General features: G+C 63.0%; 17 protein-coding genes. 7 read left to right on the forward strand and 10 right to left on the reverse strand.

Annotated elements, in window-relative coordinates; genetic code table 11:
- Positions 1-125: 125 nt before the first annotated feature.
- Positions 126-1,043 (reverse strand): LysR family transcriptional regulator, encoded by a 918-nt coding sequence (locus tag JQ567_RS37375; RefSeq protein WP_212443451.1) that lies wholly within the window; start codon positions 1,041-1,043, stop codon positions 126-128.
- 104 nt (positions 1,044-1,147) lie between these two features.
- Between JQ567_RS37375 and bla the strand changes: the two genes are divergently transcribed.
- The 3 genes from bla to JQ567_RS37390 all read left to right on the forward strand — a co-directional run bounded on the left by bla (position 1,148) and on the right by JQ567_RS37390 (position 2,867).
- Positions 1,148-2,041, forward strand: coding sequence for a class A beta-lactamase (gene bla, locus JQ567_RS37380; protein ID WP_409363660.1), 894 nt, complete (start codon positions 1,148-1,150; stop codon positions 2,039-2,041).
- 187 nt (positions 2,042-2,228) lie between these two features.
- Complete coding sequence (locus JQ567_RS37385) at positions 2,229-2,483, forward strand: hypothetical protein (RefSeq protein ID WP_212443453.1); 255 nt, start codon at positions 2,229-2,231, stop codon at positions 2,481-2,483.
- 168 nt (positions 2,484-2,651) lie between these two features.
- On the forward strand, positions 2,652-2,867 hold the full coding sequence (locus JQ567_RS37390) for a hypothetical protein (RefSeq protein WP_212443454.1): 216 nt from the start codon (positions 2,652-2,654) through the stop codon (positions 2,865-2,867).
- Between the two features lie 20 nt (positions 2,868-2,887).
- Here JQ567_RS37390 and JQ567_RS37395 read toward each other — a convergent pair whose 3' ends face one another.
- The 6 genes from JQ567_RS37395 to JQ567_RS37420 form a co-directional block, all read right to left on the reverse strand.
- Entirely contained in the window at positions 2,888-3,673 is a 786-nt protein-coding gene (locus JQ567_RS37395; RefSeq protein WP_212443455.1) for an ABC transporter permease, read from the reverse strand.
- Complete coding sequence (locus JQ567_RS37400) at positions 3,670-4,482, reverse strand: ABC transporter permease (protein ID WP_212269138.1); 813 nt, start codon at positions 4,480-4,482, stop codon at positions 3,670-3,672. Before JQ567_RS37400 ends, JQ567_RS37395 begins: the two co-directional genes overlap by 4 nt.
- Positions 4,483-4,612: 130 nt before the next feature.
- A complete protein-coding gene (locus JQ567_RS37405; RefSeq protein ID WP_212443456.1) occupies positions 4,613-5,677 on the reverse strand; it encodes an ABC transporter substrate-binding protein in 1,065 nt (354 codons plus the stop codon).
- 38 nt (positions 5,678-5,715) lie between these two features.
- A complete protein-coding gene (locus JQ567_RS37410) occupies positions 5,716-7,023 on the reverse strand; it encodes an FAD-binding oxidoreductase (protein WP_212443457.1) in 1,308 nt (435 codons plus the stop codon).
- A gap of 13 nt (positions 7,024-7,036) precedes the next feature.
- A complete protein-coding gene (locus tag JQ567_RS37415; protein WP_212443458.1) occupies positions 7,037-7,735 on the reverse strand; it encodes an HAD family hydrolase in 699 nt (232 codons plus the stop codon).
- A gap of 44 nt (positions 7,736-7,779) precedes the next feature.
- Positions 7,780-8,862, reverse strand: a complete 1,083-nt coding sequence (locus JQ567_RS37420) for an ABC transporter ATP-binding protein (protein ID WP_212443459.1) — start codon at positions 8,860-8,862, stop codon at positions 7,780-7,782.
- A 253-nt stretch (positions 8,863-9,115) separates the two neighbouring features.
- Between JQ567_RS37420 and JQ567_RS37425 the strand changes: the two genes are divergently transcribed.
- On the forward strand, positions 9,116-10,063 hold the full coding sequence (locus JQ567_RS37425) for a LysR family transcriptional regulator (RefSeq protein ID WP_212443460.1): 948 nt from the start codon (positions 9,116-9,118) through the stop codon (positions 10,061-10,063).
- Between the two features lie 12 nt (positions 10,064-10,075).
- Here the strand turns inward: JQ567_RS37425 and JQ567_RS37430 are convergent, their stop codons facing one another.
- Positions 10,076-10,624, reverse strand: a complete 549-nt coding sequence (locus JQ567_RS37430; RefSeq protein ID WP_212443461.1) for a cupin domain-containing protein — start codon at positions 10,622-10,624, stop codon at positions 10,076-10,078.
- Positions 10,625-10,785: 161 nt separating this feature from the next.
- Between JQ567_RS37430 and JQ567_RS37435 the strand changes: the two genes are divergently transcribed.
- The 3 genes from JQ567_RS37435 (at position 10,786) to JQ567_RS37445 (ending at position 14,674) form a co-directional block, all read left to right on the forward strand.
- Positions 10,786-12,114 (forward strand): aspartate aminotransferase family protein, encoded by a 1,329-nt coding sequence (locus tag JQ567_RS37435; protein WP_212443462.1) that lies wholly within the window; start codon positions 10,786-10,788, stop codon positions 12,112-12,114.
- Between the two features lie 71 nt (positions 12,115-12,185).
- Positions 12,186-13,451, forward strand: a complete 1,266-nt coding sequence (locus JQ567_RS37440) for a D-amino acid dehydrogenase (RefSeq protein WP_212443463.1) — start codon at positions 12,186-12,188, stop codon at positions 13,449-13,451.
- 389 nt (positions 13,452-13,840) lie between these two features.
- Entirely contained in the window at positions 13,841-14,674 is an 834-nt protein-coding gene (locus JQ567_RS37445) for a Crp/Fnr family transcriptional regulator (protein WP_212443465.1), read from the forward strand.
- On the opposite strand, the gene JQ567_RS37450 is transcribed toward JQ567_RS37445, so the two are convergent.
- Both JQ567_RS37450 and JQ567_RS37455 read right to left on the reverse strand, forming a co-directional pair.
- The gene (locus JQ567_RS37450; RefSeq protein WP_212443464.1) at positions 14,649-14,861 is read right to left on the reverse strand and encodes a hypothetical protein; all 213 of its coding nucleotides are present in this window, start codon (positions 14,859-14,861) and stop codon (positions 14,649-14,651) included. The genes JQ567_RS37445 and JQ567_RS37450 overlap by 26 nt on opposite strands.
- Before the next feature lie 122 nt (positions 14,862-14,983).
- Positions 14,984-15,469, reverse strand: coding sequence for a phasin (locus JQ567_RS37455; RefSeq protein ID WP_312017524.1), 486 nt, complete (start codon positions 15,467-15,469; stop codon positions 14,984-14,986).
- Positions 15,470-15,750: the final 281 nt, after the last annotated feature.

Consider the following 15,750-nt stretch of genomic DNA (forward strand, 5'->3'; position numbering starts at 1 on the left):
CCAGCCAGCATGTTGAATCAGAGACGCTCTGATTTGGGAATCCCTAATCGAATCAACCTAACCTCATCCCGCTCTAGAGCGAGAGGATGAATCGAAGAGAAATCATCACGCTCTAGGCAGCACGACTATTGGCTACGCGTATTCCGGGCCGAGGCTTCCGTTTTCGCGGCGATCGATTCAAGCAGCCAGCTCTTGAACGAGAGCATCGCAGATGATGGTCGCCGTGAGTGCAGCGACGTTATCCAGTAGTCGCCGAGCGTTACTTCGGTCTTGAACGGACGTACCAGCCGCCGCTCACGGACCTCGTCCCGAAACATCTCCGCCGGCAGCAACGCAACGCCGGCACCTCGCGCTGCAACGCTGGCGATCGTAATCGATGAATCGAACACCATTCCCTTGATGACGGGACTGAGCAGTCCCGCCGCGGCAAACCAGCGCGACCATTCATCCTGCCGATAGGAACGCAGCAGCACCTCGCGTTTGAGATCGGCCGGCCTTTTCAGCCGGCGGGCCACTGCCGGCGCGCAGAACGGAGTAAGCGGCGCCGCCATCAGGTGGATCGCCTCCGTACCGTGCCAGAGGCCGTCGCCAAACCTGATGGCGTAATCGAGACCTTCGCCCGCTATGTCGACGCGATTGTTGTTGACGAACAGGCGCAAGTCGATCCGCGGATACGCCTTCTTGAAACTGTCGAGCCGCGGCAGCAGCCAACCCGACGCGAAGGTGCCGACCACGCCGATCGTGATGACGTCCTGGTAGCGACCGTCTTCAAAACGATTGAGCGCTTCGTTGAGGCGCCCGAAGGCTTCGACGATGCTGGGCAGCAGTAACTGTCCTTCGTCGGTCAGCGCGACGCCGCGCGGAAGCCTGCGAAACAGCTGCGCGCCGAGCCTGTCCTCCAGCGTTTTCACCTGCTGGCTGACGGCGGCCTGCGTTACGCGGAGTTCAAGGCCGGCACGGGTGAAACTCAGGTGGCGCGCCGTCGCCTCAAAGGCCCGCAGCGCGTTCAGCGGAAGGTGTGAAAGCTTCGTCCTGCGGCGCATGGCTCGTCCCTAGTTTTTCTAATGCCTGCGTTCAAAACTGATCGTTTGTCAAGACAGCGCCTTCTGGGCACGTTCCTGCCCGCAACCCGGAGGGATTCACAGTGATCAGCAGGAGACGGTTTCATCTTGGTTTCGGCGCAGCATTGATAGCCGCTGATTTGAGCGGCTTGCCAGGAGCGGCCCGCGCAGCGATCGCCGATCAACGGCTGATCGACGAGATCAGGCGTCTGGAGCGCGAGAGCGGTGGCCGACTTGGTGTCTGCGTGCTGGAAACCGCAACGGGTGCGCGTCATGTCCACCGGGGCGACGAGCGTTTCCCGATGTGCAGCACGTTCAAGGCGCTGGCGGCCGCGGCGGTGCTGGCGCGGGTAGATGCCGGGAAGGAGCAATTGACGCGGCGCATAACCTTCGACGCATCCGCGATCGTGGTGAATTCACCGGTGACCGAGAAACACGTCGGGAGCGACGGCATGACGCTCGCTGAAATCTGCGACGCGGCGATGACACGGAGCGACAACACTGCCGGCAACCTGCTGCTCGCCAGCATCGGCGGACCTGCTGGGCTGACCGCCTTCGCGCGCGGGCTCGGCGATCAGGTCACGCGGCTCGACCGGGATGAACCTTCGCTCAACCAGGCTTTACCGGACGATCCCCGCGATACCACGACACCGAATGCGATGGCCTCGAATTTCGAGAAACTCGTCCTTGGGACCGGTGCGCTGTCGGCGGCGTCGCGCGAGCAACTGACGGCATGGCTGGTCGCCAACAAGACCGGCGACACCCGATTGCGCGCGGGGTTTGCGAAAGGCTGGCGTGTCGGTGACAAGACCGGTGCCGGAGACCACGGCACGAACAATCATGTTGCCGTGGTGTGGCCTCCCGACGGCGCCCCTGTCATCGTCGCGGCTTATCTGACCGGCGCCACCGTTCCCAGCGCGCAACAAAACGCCACCATCGCCTCGATCGCGCGCGCAGTCGCGGCGATGAGACCGGGCTAGGTGCGGAATGCGGGCAAAGCTCTCGGCGGCAACGACCGGCGCGCTATCGATAGCCGTCGTCGCATGCCTGGTGTTTCCGGGTTCGCTTTCATCGCTTGCGTCGAACGGGATGTTCACCAGGCGTCCCGCATTCTCGGAAGCGGACCAGCCTGCGCGGAGGGCAGCAGAGTGCAGGGAGGTGAGGCCGATGGCGAATGGCCTTCCCGAACGCGACGACCGGATCGATCTTTCCGTGGTGGGCAGTCTCACGGCGGTGAAGACAGATGGAGCGTTGTGGTATCTCGTGCTGTGTTCTCCGCCCGATGTCCGGGTCATGTGCGTGACCTATCAGTCAAATGGCATGGAGACCGGTGACAGGATCATCGTGAAAGGCGGATACCAACGACGCGATGACGATCACGTCCTCCTGGATCCTTGTTTGGCGAGCCGGCCGGCGCCATGATCTCCTGCCTGAGTGCGGTTTCGAATGTGCCGTTTTGGTGCAATTTCCCGAGCGCGCCACGAGGCGGTAGTGAAAGCGTGAACGCTGTCTGTGATTCAGTTCACATCGGCGTGGCGGGCTTCACGCTAAGGCACAGACGGGGTGGACTTCTCCTAACGGAGGTTTCCCATGAACCGTTTGATGATCTCTGGATTCATTGCAGTCGCGCTGCTTGCCGCTACCATCACCATGTTGCCGTCGCATTCGCTTTGGGGCCATCGCGTCACCGGGACAACCGGTCTGGCGTCATCGCAGCAGCGCCAAGCCTCAACGATCGCGAACAAACTTCCGATCGAGGAGTTCGAGGATATGTCGCTGGTCTTCTCGCACCCGCCCAAGCGCTGAAGCGCGGGCGGCGACGGGAGTCAACCGCTCTTCTTCTGCCGCGTGCTGGCGATCAGCACCAGCAGGAACGAGGCCGCCGTCATCAGCGTGCTGATCGCGGCGATCGTCGGGTCGATCTCGTCGCGCAGCGCGGTGAACATCCGTTTTGTCAGCGGCTGGTACTGGCCGCCTGATATGAACAGGCCGACCACCGTCTCGTCCATCGCCGAGATGAAGGCGAAGATGGCGCCCGTCAGCACGCTGGCCTTGATCTGCGGCAGCGTGACGGCGAAGAAACTGCGCAGGCGGTTCATGCCGAGGCTGCGCGCCACCATCTCCTGCGCCGGGTCGAAGCTCTGCAGGCCCGCCACCACTGAGGTGATGACATAGGGCAGGCCGAGCATGACATTGGCCAGCACCAGTCCCGACATCGTCGCGACCAGCCCGACCTTGGCATAGACGAAGAAGATGCCGACCGCGGTGATGATGATCGGCACCACCAGTGGCAGCATCAGCATCATGTGGACGATGCGCATGAGGCGCATTTTCGAATTGCTGATGGCGTAGGCGGCGGCGACGCCGAGCGGCGTTGCAATCAGGACGGTGAGGGCGGCCACCGCGAAAGTGACGCGGGTCGCCTGCATCCAGGCGGCATTGCCGATATACTCCTCATACCAGCGCAGCGACAGCGCCGGCGGCGGGAAGGTCAGGAAGCGGGTGCTCGAAAACGACATCGGCACGATGATCAGCACCGGCAGGATCAGATACAGCAGCACCAGCGCGCAGAACACGACGAAGGCGATGCGGGGGAGCGAGAACGTTTTCATTTTTGCCCCAAGATGCGGTCGAGCGGAATGAACCGGCCGACGATGAGGAAAATGACGAGAACGCTGAGCAGCAGCACCACGCCGACGGCGCTTGCGGCGCCCCATTGGTCATAGAGCTCGACATTGCGGCTGACCAGCAGCGACACCATCACGGTACGGCCGCCGCCGAGCAGTTCGGGCGTGATGTAGAAGCCGAGGCACAGCACGAACACCAGCGTGGTGCCCGCGAGCACGCCGGGCAGCGACAGCGGCAGGAAGATCCGCCAGAACGTATGCGAAGGACTGCCGCCCAGGCTGGCGCCCGCCTGCATCAAATCGTGCGGGATCTTCTGCATGGTGGCGTAGAGCGGCAGCACCATGAACGGCAGCAGGATATGCACGGTCGCCACCACAGTGCCGAAGGTGTTGTGCACCAGCGCCAGCGGCTCGTCGATAATCCCCAAATATTGCAGGAACTGGTTGATTACCCCGGTCCGCTGCAGCAGCGCCAGCCAGGCATAGGCCCGCACCAGCACGCTGGTCCAGAACGGCAGGATCACCAGCGCGAGAATCAATACGCTCCATCCCTTCGGCACCACGCTGGCGGCGTAGGCGATGGGATAGCCGAGCAGCAGCGCCAGCAGCGTCACCAGCAGGCTGATCTGGAAGGTCAGCGAGAAGCTGCGCCAGTAGATGGCTTCGCTGAAGATGCGGCGGTAGTTCTCCAGCGTGAAGCCGTCATGATAGATCGATTGCCAGGCGAGCCAGCCTACCGGGAGCACGATCAGGAGCAGGATCACCAGCAGCGCCGGCGAGGCCAATGCCAGCATCAGGCCCTGTTCGCGGCGATGGTGACGCAACGAGAGGTCTGGTGTGGAGTGGGTCAATGCGGTTTTCCTGTCATTGCCGGATGGCTGGAGCGGGGTGCGCCGGCCGAACCCCGCTCCGGATTATTTTCGCCTATTTCTGCACGAACGAGACCCAGCGCTTCTCGGCGGCTTCGCCGTCCGGCGACGCCCACCAGGCGTAGGACATCAGCGCCTGCTTCTTGGCATTGTCAGGCGCGCTTGGCAGCTGCGCGACGCGCTCCGGCTTGACCACGCCGGTATCGAACGCCTTCGGGTTCGCCGGGCCGTAATCGATGTGCAGCGGCAGATTGGCCTGATGGACGGGATCGACGGCCTCGTTGAGGAACTTGACCGCCGTCGCCAGATTCGGTGCGCCCTTGAGGATGCAGAGCGAGGTGCTCTGCAGGATGCCCTGATTATAGGTATAGGCGACCTTGGCGCCTTCCTTGGTCAGCGCGCTGACGCGACCGTTCCAGGCCATCACCATGTCGACCTCGCCGTCGTTCAGGAGCTGCGCGGATTGCGCGCCCGAGGTCCACCACACCGTGATGTTGGGCTTGATCTCCTCGAGCTTCTTGAAGGCGCGGTCGACGTCGAGCGGATAGAGCTTGTCGGGCGCGACGCCGTCGGCCATCAGCGCTGCTTCCAGCGTCGCGATCGGGTGGTTGCGCAGCGCGCGGCGGCCGGGGAATTTCTTCACGTCCCAGAAGTCGGCCCAGCTATTCGGCGTGGCGCCTTCCGGGTATTTCTTCTGGCTGTAGGCCAGAACGCTGGAATAGAACTCGTATGCTACCGAATAGGCGTTGCGATAGGCTTCCGGCATCGCGGCCGCGTTGGGGAGCTTTGAGAAATCGAGCTTTTCGATCAGCCCCTGTTCGCCGCCGCGCAGGCAATAGCCGGTCGGCACGTCAACCACGTCCCAGATCGGCTTGCCGCTGGCGACCTGCGATTTGATCACCGGCCAGGCGTCGGGAATGCTGTCCTGGTTGATGGTGATGCCGAGCTTCTTGGCCGAGGGATCGAGGATCGCAACCGTCTGCGCCTTCTGATAGGCGCCGCCCTGCGACACGAAGGTGATCTGCTCGGCGGCGTTGGCCGCGATGCTGGTTGACGCGAAGAGCCCGAGCGCTGCGCCGAACAACGCGCATCGTAGTCCTGTGTTGGATGCAACTGCCATCTTCCGTTTCCTCCTGTTATGACCGGGCTTAGTCCTTGCTATTGCCCGATCGCGTCCAAAAACTGATACCAGCCGGCCACCATTCGGACGGCCGGTTCGCGCAGCGGATAAAATGGAATGACCTTGAGGCGGCTGGCATCGAGCAGGCCGACGTCCGGATGCTCGCCGCGCACGAAAGCCGCGAGGTAACGCCCCATCAGGCTGGACATCGCGACGCCGGCGCCGTTGTAGCCCATCGAGAACAGGGTGTGGTCGTCGAGCCGGCCGATATGCGGCATGGAATCCAGCGTCATGCCAACCAGGCCCGACCATTTGAACCCCAGCGGCGTGTCGTTCAGTTCCGGGAAGATGCCGACCATGGCCTTGCGCAGCGCGTCGAAGGCAGCTTCCGAATCCTGTTTGCCGAAGGCGCCGCGGCCGCCGAAGATCACGCGATCGTCGACCATGCGGAACCAGCGCATCATGCGCTTGGTCTCGGTATAGGTTCGCCCCGTCGGCATCAGGCTGCCCGCCAGATTATGCGGCAGCCGGTCTGTGGCGATGATGGCGCTGCGGAACGGCACCAGGGTATGCTGCATATGGCGCGTCGCGTCGGTCAGGTCGGAATAGCTGTTGGTGGCGATGATGACCTGCCGCGCGCGCACCGCGCCTTGCGGTGTCTCGACAATGGAGAGCCCGTTCTCGCGCCGTATCCGCAGCGCCGGGCTTTCCTGATAGATCGCGACACCCCGCGCCGCGAGCCCTTCGGCGAGGCCATGCAGATAATTCAGCGGATGGATGCCGCCGGAGCCCGGATTGAGCACACCGCCGACGAACGCCTGCGAACCGGTTTCCTCGCGCACCTCGTGGGCGTCGAGGATCCGGACATCGGCATCGCCCATCTCGCGCCTCATCCATTCGGCTTCGTCGATCGCAGCTTTCAGCGTCGCATGGTTATGCGCGGCCTTGACCTGTCCGGTCCGCGTCAGCCGTGCGGCGGTGATGCCGAATTCCGAAACCAGTTCCTCAACGATCTCGGTCGATTCATACGCGATCTCGTACATGCGCTTGGCCATCGCGCGGCCATGGGCCGCATCGATGCCGCGGAACGACTGCCGGAATTTTGCGGTGATGACGCCGCCATTGCGGCCGCTGGCGCCCCAGCCGGGACGGTTGGCTTCGAGCACGACCGGCACGAGGCCACTCTTGGCGATATGATGCGCGGCGGAGAGTCCGGTATAGCCGGCGCCGATGATGACGACGTCAGCCTGAAGCTCGCCTGACAGCACGGGAAAGGTCCGCAACGGCGTCGCCGTGCTCGCCCAGAGCGAGTTCGCCGATGCCATTGGGGTCCAGACTTGTGCCATCGCCGCGCGCCCCTCAGTGCCCGACCGCCGCGTCGGCGAAGGCTTTCATGGTGGCGAAATGAAAATCGGGCTTGGTCAGCACAGGCACTTCGGGCGTACCGCCGAATCCCGCCATGCCCTGGCGGCGTTCGATCCAGCACACTTTATAGCCGAGTTTTCGCGCGATCCCGATGTCGTGGTGCTGGCTCTGCGCCACATGCAGGATATCGGACTGCTTGTAGCCGAACGCCGATTGCCGTCCCTTGTTGTAGGCGAAGAATTCCGGGTTCGGCTTGGCGACGCCGGTCTCATCGGCGCAGACGCTGTCATCGAAAGGGTCGCCAAGTGCGTGGGCGTAGCAGGACAGCGCGACGCGATCGGCATTGGTCATCGCCACCAGCCGGAATTTGGTGCGCAGGCGCTTCAGCGCCTCGACCGAATCCGAAAACGGCTGCCAGCGCAGCACCGCCAGCTGGAAGGAATCGCAGGCCGCATCATCGGCCGGCAGCCCGAGCTCTTTTGCAAGATAGCGGTAGACGTCGAACATCACTTCGCTGGAGCGCTCCGGATGCGTATCGCGGCCGCGCTTGTAGGAGGTAAAGATCTTGTCGTCGCTGAGCTCGGCGGCGCTCCTTCCGGATATCTTGCGGACGGCGTCGAGCACGCCGGTTTCGAAGTCGATCAGGGTGCCGACGACATCGAAAGTGAGAACCTTGAAATTGCTGAACGACATGGGCGTTTCTTCTCTGGTGTTGGAACTGCGTTGGTGGTGGACGTTCATTCCGGTGCTTTCGGCACGATGATCGTGTCCTCCGGGTGAAGGGTTACGGTGAGGGGGCCGCCGACGGGCGGTATGCGGCGATAGGCTTCGTGATGGCTCGGCTGGCGCAGGCTCAGCGCGGTGCCGTCCGGCAGGGCGATAAAAATGCGCAGGCTTTCGCCCTGGTAGACGACGTCGGTGACGGTGCCGGTCAGCCGGTTGAGCGCGGCATTATCAGCGCCGTCGTCGATCAGGAGTTTTTCGCTGTGCACCGCCAGCATCAACGCATTGCCGTTCGGGATCGCCCTCGCGCTGCGCAAGATGGAGGGGCCCAGCGCAACGCTGCCGGCATCGATGCGGCGGACCGGCAACAGGCTCGCCTCGCCGATGAAACTCGCGACAAAGGAATCCGCGGGATGATCGTGCAGCCGCTCGGGCTGGTCGATCTGGATCAGGCGGCCGTCTTTCAGAATCGCTACGCGGTCGCTCATGGTCAGCGCTTCGCGCTGGTCGTGGGTGACGTAGATGATGGTGGCGCCGATACGCTTGTGGAGCTGGCGCAGTTCGATCTGCATCGATTCCCGCAACTGCTTGTCGAGCGCGGAAAGCGGCTCGTCCATCAGGATCAAACGCGGCTCGAAGATCATCGCGCGTGCCAGGGCCACGCGCTGGCGCTGGCCGCCGGAGAGTTGCGCCACGCCGCGTTCCTCGTAGCCGGCGAGGCCGACCATCGCCAGCGCGCCGCGCACCTTCGCGGGCCAATCGGCCTTCGGCAGCCGCCGCGCGCGCAGCGGGAAGGCGACGTTCTCGCCGACGCTCATATGCGGAAACAGCGCGTAGTTCTGGAACACGACGCCGATGTTGCGCTTGTGCGGCGGCTCCAGCGTGACGTCGCGCTCGCCGAAATGGATCGAACCTGACGTGGGCTGGATGAAGCCGCCGAGCAGGCCGAGCAGGGTGGTCTTGCCGGATCCGGATGGCCCGAGCAGCGAGACGAACTCGCGCGGCGCGACGTTGAGCGTGACATTGTCGAGCGCCACGACAGCACCATAGTGCTTGCTCGCGGATTTGATTTCGACGCTTTCGCCACCGCTGCCCAATGAATGACCTTCCTGTTGCGCTTCGCCGGTAGCCGCGCCAACGCGGATCCCGGCGCCCTTGCCTCGTCGCAAGGGGTTGAACTGGCATGATCTCAATTTATAGGCGGACGCTTCCCGCGCGACAGGGGCAATCTCCCCCAGCAGTTTGCTCGGAATGCTCCGCTTCCCGGCAGGCCTCCTTGATCGGCAAGGCAATCAAAATTAGGGCGGCCGGGCAATTGCCAAATTATCACTTGCGTCATAATCTGAAGTTATGCCTGAGCTTCGCCGGATGCTGCCTTCCAGCAATGCGCTGTTCGTCTTCGACGCCGCCGCGCGCAACGGCAGCTTCACGGCGGCGGCGGCCGAGTTGAACGTGACCCAGCCGGCGGTGAGCCGCATGCTGGGGCGGTTCGAGGAATATCTCGGGGTCCGCCTGTTCGACCGCACTGCCGGCGGCGCTGTCCTGACCGAGGAGGGCGAGCTGCTTTATCGGCGCGTAACGGACGGTTTTCGCAGCATCGAGAGCGGCCTGGTCGAGATCGAGCGGCGGCGCCGGGGCACCGAAACCGTCACGCTCTCGGTCTCCTCCGCTTTCACCAACCATTGGCTGATGCCGCGCATCGACAAGCTGCAGCGCGCGTTTCCGAATGTCGACCTCCGGTTCCAGTTGATCTCGGGCTCGCTGCGCGGCGCCGTCGAGAACGTCGACGTCGGCATGCGGTTTCGCGATCAGGACGACCCCGAGACCAACGGCGCCCTGGTCATGAAGGAAGTCATGCTGCCGATCTGCAGCCCCGGCTACCGGGACACGAATGTTTCGCGCAAGCCGGCCGAAGGGCGCACCATCATCAAACTCGCCGACACGCCCGAGGACTGGGTGCTGCAGTATCCGGGCGCGCTCACCGGCGCATCAGGTCCCGCCAAGGCGCTGAGCTTCTCGGATTACGCGGTCGTGGTGCAGGCGGCGCTGCTCGGGCAGGGCGTGACGCTCGGCTGGATCACCGTCGTCGCGCATTGGCTGCTGACCGGTGCGCTGGTGCCGGCGTCCGCAAAACTCGTCAGCACGCGCCGGGTCTGCGAACTCGTCACCCCGCGCAACCGGCCGATCCGCCCCGTCGCGGTCGAGATCAGGGACTGGATCATCGCGCAAATGCGCAGCGACATCGTGGCGATCGACAAGCTTTACCCGCGCCTGAAACTGATGGCGGCGAGCTATTGATTTGGCCGGCCCTCAGAATGTCGGCGGCGTGCAGGCGCTGATCACTTCGCACGGCTTGGCGCCGACGCAGCGAAACCGATGCGGCCGACGGCTCTCGAAATAATAGGCGTCACCGGGCCCGAGGATGCGGCGTTCACTGTCCACCGTCACTTCCAGCCGGCCCGAGAGAACGATGCCGCCTTCCTCGCCATCGTGCACCAGCGGAATGCGTCCGGTGTCGCCGCCGGGCTCGTAGCGCTCTTTCAGGATCTGCAAGCTCCGGCCGAACAGATTGTCGCCGACCTGGCGAAAGGAAATCTTGCCCTTGCCGATCTCGCTCAATTCGTCGGAGCGGTAAAACGCCGTGCGCGGCTGGTCGGGTTCGAGGGCGAAGAATTCAGCCATTCCCATCGGGATGCCGTCGAGGATGCGCTTCAGCGCGCCGACGGACGGGTTCATCTGGTTGGATTCGATCAGCGAGATCGTCGAGTTGGTCACCCCCGAACGCTTGGCAAGTTCACGCTGCGATATCTTGTTGCGGGCGCGGACGAAGCGTAATCGTTCGCCGACATCTATGCTCATCAAAGCCTCGAGGGGTTGGTTTGGGGTGTTGAGTGTGTTGCGGATCGAACGAATGCTACCCAACGTCCCCAGCAAATTCAATGGCTTGGATGGTATCAGAAAAGGACTTGCTGCACATCATCAACATGATGTCCGGTAGGGAAACCGCACAGGAGCGCCCCATGACGATTCACCAGATTCCCAACACCGTGAAGCTCGAATCGTTCTGGATGCCGTTCACGGCCAACCGGCAGTTCAAGGCCGAGCCGCGGCTGTTCGCCTCCGCCTCGGGCATGCATTACACCACCATCGACGGCCGCAAGGTGATCGACGGCTCCGCGGGCCTCTGGTGCGTCAACGCCGGCCATGGCCGCAAGGAGATCGCCGCCGCCGTCGAGCGCCAGCTGATGAACCTCGATTTTGCGCCCTCGTTCAATATGGGCCATCCGCTCGCGTTCGACTTCGCCGAGCGCCTCGCCGCGATCGCGCCTGATGGCCTTGATCGTATCTTCTTCACCAATTCCGGCTCTGAATCGGTCGATACCGCGCTGAAGATCGCGCTGGCCTATCAGCGCGCGGCCGGCCAACCGACGCGTACGCGCCTGATCGGCCGCGAGCGCGGCTACCACGGCGTCGGGTTCGGCGGCATGTCGGTCGGCGGCATGGTGAACAACCGCCGCGCCTTCGCGACCCATCTGCCGGGTGTCGACCATATCAGCCACACCCATGATCTTGCCCGCAACGCTTTCGCCAAGGGTCAGCCGGAGCACGGCGCCGAACTCGCCGACGATGTCGAACGGCTGGTGGCGCTGCATGGCGCCGAGACCATTGCCGCCGTCATCGTCGAGCCGGTGCCTGGCTCGACCGCGGTGCTGCCGCCGCCGAAGAACTACCTGCAGCGGCTGCGCACCCTGTGCGACAAGCACGGCATCCTGCTGATCTTCGACGAAGTCATCACCGGCTTCGGCCGCCTCGGCGCCCCATTCGCCGCCAATTATTTCGGCGTCACGCCGGACATGATGACGACCGCCAAGGGCATCACCAACGGCACCGTTCCCTGCGGCGCGGTGTTCGCCAGCCGCAAGATTCACGACACGCTGATGACGGGCCCGCAGGCCCAGATCGAGCTGTTCCACGGCTACACCTATTCGGCGCATCCGGTGGCCTGCGCGGCCGGTATCGCGACGCTCGATATCTACAAGGACGAGGGGCTGCTGACGCGCGGCGCCTCGATGGCCGATTACTGGCAGGACGGCCTGCATTCGCTCAAGGGCCTGCCGAACATGATCGACATCCGCAATGTCGGCCTGATGGGCGCCATCGAGGTCGCGCCGCGCAAGGACGCGCCGGGCGCGCGCGGTTATGATTTGATGGTCGATTGCTTCAACAACGGTCTTTATCTGCGGCAGAGCGGCGACTCCCTTGCGGTGTCACCGCCGCTGATCGTGGAGAAGAGCCACATCGACGAAATGGTCTCGATCCTCGGCGACGCGATCAAGCGCGTGGCCTGATCCTTGCTCTAACTGCGGCATCGAATATCGTGCGGTGATCGAACGATGCCGCGGCAGAAGCATGAGGGATCGTGAAAGTTCTGATTCTCGGCAGTGGCGTCATCGGCGTCACGTCAGCCTATTATCTCGCCAAAGCCGGCCACGAGGTGACGGTCGTCGACCGTCAGCCGAAACCTGCGCTGGAGACCAGTTTTGCCAATGCCGGCGAAGTATCGCCCGGCTATTCCTCGCCATGGGCGGGGCCGGGCGTGCCGGTCAAGGCGATCAAATGGCTTCTGATGAAGCACGGTCCGCTGGTGATCCGGCCGAAGGTCGATCCCGTGATGTGGATCTGGCTGCTGAAGATGCTGCGCAACTGCACGTCGGAGCGCTACGCGGTCAACAAGCGGCGGATGATTCCGATCGCCGAATACAGCCGCGATGCCTTGCGCGCGTTGCGCAGCGAGATCGGCATTCGCTATGACGAACGCGAGCGCGGCACGCTGCAGCTGTTCCGCTACGCGGCACAGCTCGACGGCACCGCCGACGATATCGCCGTACTTAAACAAAACGGCGTGCCTTATGAAGTGCTCGACCGCGCCGGCTGCATTGCCGCGGAGCCGGCGCTAGCGAAGGTTTCGGACAAGATCGCCGGCGGGCTTCGCCTGCCGCAGGACGAGACCGGCGATTGCCACATGTTCACGCAGGCGCTCGCGCTCGAGGCCGAAAAGCTCGGCGTGCGCTTTGCCTTCAATGTCGGCATCGACGGGTTGATCGCGGATGCGTCACGCATATCAGGCGTCGCCACCTCCAACGGGGTGTTGCAGGCCGATGCCTATGTCGTCGCACTCGGCAGCTGGTCGCCGCGGCTGCTGCGGCCGGTCGGCATTTCGCTGCCGGTCTATCCCGTAAAAGGCTATTCGATCACGGTGCCGATATCGGATCCCGACGGCGCACCGGTATCGACCGTGATGGACGAAAGCTACAAGGTCGCGATCACGCGGCTCGGTGATCGAATCCGTGTCGGCGGCACCGCGGAAATTTCGGGGTACTCCGACAGGCTGTATTCGGCGCGGCGCGCGACGCTGGATCATTCGCTGACCGAGCTGTTTCCGCGCGGCGGCGACATCGGCAAGGCGACCTTCTGGAGCGGGCTGCGGCCGATGACTCCCGACGGTCCGCCGGTAATCGGCCCGACGCGCTATTCCAATCTCCATCTCAACACCGGACACGGCACGCTCGGCTGGACCATGGCGTGCGGTTCGGGGAGGGTGCTCGCGGACATGCTCTCGGGCCGCAAGCCTGATATCGATGTGAAAGAGCTGGCGCTTAGCCGATACGATCATCGGTTTGGCTGAAGGGCGGAACGGTACACCCTTCGCCGTCATTGCGAGGAGCGTAGCGACGACTTGTCCGCCGAAGCTCAACGAGCGAAGGCGGAGGCAATCCATTCCTCCGCTTGCGGCGCTATGGATTGCTTCGCGGAGCCTGTCATCGGGCGCGCGTTCGCGCGACCCGGTGGCTCGCAATGACGACGGGAAAAACCGCCCTTAGCGCGTAGCCCGCATGAGCGCAGCGACATGCCGGGGCCGTGTGGGGAAATAGGGATATCGCTCTGCTCATTCGGGTTACTGGAACCTTATACGGCGCAGCGGGTTCTGATACTCAGGCCCAATCTGCTACTTGCGCAGCGTGGTGCCAGGAGTACTCTGCGGAGCGCCGCCGTCGAGGGAGGAGTTTTCCCGTGATGGAGCCCACTACCAGGGTAGGCAATCGACTGTTAGCTGCGTTGCCGGCGGCAGATTTTGATTTGCTCGCGCCTCACCTCCGCAAAGTGTCGCTTGAAGGCGACGCAGTGCTGGTTCGATCGGGAGACCTGGTTGAACAGATCTATTTCCCCCTCAGCGGGACGATAGCGTTCATCATGGACATGCCAAACGGACAAACGGTGGCCACCGCGGTCGTCGGGAATGAGGGCGCCGTGGGCATCCTGTCCGCGCTTGGACCTTCCCGCTCTCCGATGACGGCGGTCGTCCGCGTGGCCGGAACCTCGCTGCAAATTTCTCCGGCAAGATTTGAGGAGGCCCTCAGCCGCAGTGCCGCCATCAGAGACGCGGTCCAGATCTACACCCGGGTGCTATTGGCGCAATTCCAGCATGTTGCCGCCTGCAATGCGCTGCACTCGGTCGAGGCCCGCTTGGCCCGGTGGTTGCTCCACATCCACGATCGCGTCGACGGTGATTTCCTGCCGTTGACGCAAGAGGCGCTTTCGGAGCTGCTTGGCGTACGTCGAACGACCGTGACGCATGTCGTGCACAAGCTGCGGACGTCGCGTGCTATCCGGTCCAATCGGCGGGGCCTGATCGAGATTGACAGGCCGCGGCTCGAAGCCGCGGCATGCGAGTGCTACGACGTCATGCGCCGTCGAATCGATCATATCGTTTCGCCTGAAGGAATGAAGCCTCACATCCCTCCGGTACATAAAATCCTCCGCGCGCCAGATCCGCTTTTGGCCAAGGTGGATGTCGCGCAGCGGCACCCGCGAACGCATGGGACTAGCCCGCGGCCAAGAGGCCATTGATCTCCGCCGTCTCGCTTGGCTCGTAAACCCAGGCTTCCTTGGCGAACCATTCGTGATTGGCTTTGCAGAGTGAGCAGAAGGTGCGCGCGAAGAACACCACGCTGCATCGAAATTTTTCCCGATCCGCTTTGATACCCGTCGGGATCTCGCGTCCCGTTTGAGGGCACTTGATCATGACAATACCCATCTTGTTTCTCCCTGTTACGCTGTTGTGTCGCAGCAACGTGCCCGTTCGCCATCGGCTGGACGCACCTCTTCTCACCGAAGGCGCTTGTTCCAGTCGATCCCGGCGGCCTGGGAAGTTCGATTTCAGGAGGCTTTCTGCAGGACCCTGGTGAGGCCCTTCTTGATCGGCTCGGCCGTCTCGGTCGCGACTTTCTGGGCGAGCTGCCAAAGTTCCTTGTTCTGCGCGGACGTGGCTTCGAAGTTCTTGCGGCTCTGCGTGGCTGACAGCTGCACGATTTCCGACAGCGACTTCGTGTCCGTGAGTTTGGAGAGAAAATCGAAGGCGGAGTTGGTGTTGGCGCCCGCGATCTCGATGACCTTGATCCCGTAGTCTGCGGCGGTCTTTGCGTGGGTCGAATAGGTTTCGCTGAGAATGTCGACTATCTCTCCCGAGGCAGCCTGTAACTTCTCGTAGTTGTTCTTTGTCCGCGACATGCTCTGCTCGGCGATCCCGCGGAAAATTCCCGGCATCGTGAAAAGCGAACCGTCAAAGTTTTGCTTTTCGTTCGTTCCCACCTTCGTATTCGGCGTATCGGTGTTCGCTTTGGCTTTAGTATCGGCCTTTCCCACGGGTTTTCATCCTTTCAAGTCGTCACCAGCAATCGGATTGGCGCTTGGAGCTTCCGAGGCAGCTTCCTGAAGGTGCTGCCGGGATATCCGCCTCGCGCCTGCCTGAACAAGATATGGCTGATTGACGTCGGGGCTTCGGTTCGCTTTCTGACTCTCACGTCGGATTTTTTCGGTCATCGGGAAATCTTGCCCGGCGCGGGACATCTAGAGCGGGATGAGGTTAGGTTGATTCGATTAGGGATTCCCAAATCAGAGCGTCTCTGATTCAACATGCTGGCTGG

The organism is Bradyrhizobium sp. AUGA SZCCT0431, from assembly GCF_018131065.1.
In the GTDB taxonomy this organism is placed as follows: Bacteria; Pseudomonadota; Alphaproteobacteria; order Rhizobiales; family Xanthobacteraceae; genus Bradyrhizobium.

What these genes read in the sequence shown, in the direction of transcription:
- JQ567_RS37375 (WP_212443451.1), bottom strand. Translation starts at nt 1,043, where the DNA reads ATGCGCCGCAGGACGAAGCTTTCACACCTTCCGCTGAACGCGCTGCGG.
- JQ567_RS37385 (WP_212443453.1), top strand. Translation starts at nt 2,229, where the DNA reads ATGGCGAATGGCCTTCCCGAACGCGACGACCGGATCGATCTTTCCGTG.
- JQ567_RS37390 (WP_212443454.1), top strand. Translation starts at nt 2,652, where the DNA reads ATGAACCGTTTGATGATCTCTGGATTCATTGCAGTCGCGCTGCTTGCC.
- JQ567_RS37395 (WP_212443455.1), bottom strand. Translation starts at nt 3,673, where the DNA reads ATGAAAACGTTCTCGCTCCCCCGCATCGCCTTCGTCGTGTTCTGCGCG.
- JQ567_RS37400 (WP_212269138.1), bottom strand. Translation starts at nt 4,482, where the DNA reads ATGCTGGCATTGGCCTCGCCGGCGCTGCTGGTGATCCTGCTCCTGATC.
- JQ567_RS37405 (WP_212443456.1), bottom strand. Translation starts at nt 5,677, where the DNA reads ATGGCAGTTGCATCCAACACAGGACTACGATGCGCGTTGTTCGGCGCA.
- JQ567_RS37410 (WP_212443457.1), bottom strand. Translation starts at nt 7,023, where the DNA reads ATGGCACAAGTCTGGACCCCAATGGCATCGGCGAACTCGCTCTGGGCG.
- JQ567_RS37415 (WP_212443458.1), bottom strand. Translation starts at nt 7,735, where the DNA reads ATGTCGTTCAGCAATTTCAAGGTTCTCACTTTCGATGTCGTCGGCACC.
- JQ567_RS37425 (WP_212443460.1), top strand. Translation starts at nt 9,116, where the DNA reads ATGCCTGAGCTTCGCCGGATGCTGCCTTCCAGCAATGCGCTGTTCGTC.
- JQ567_RS37430 (WP_212443461.1), bottom strand. Translation starts at nt 10,624, where the DNA reads ATGAGCATAGATGTCGGCGAACGATTACGCTTCGTCCGCGCCCGCAAC.
- JQ567_RS37435 (WP_212443462.1), top strand. Translation starts at nt 10,786, where the DNA reads ATGACGATTCACCAGATTCCCAACACCGTGAAGCTCGAATCGTTCTGG.
- JQ567_RS37445 (WP_212443465.1), top strand. Translation starts at nt 13,841, where the DNA reads ATGGAGCCCACTACCAGGGTAGGCAATCGACTGTTAGCTGCGTTGCCG.
- JQ567_RS37450 (WP_212443464.1), bottom strand. Translation starts at nt 14,861, where the DNA reads ATGGGTATTGTCATGATCAAGTGCCCTCAAACGGGACGCGAGATCCCG.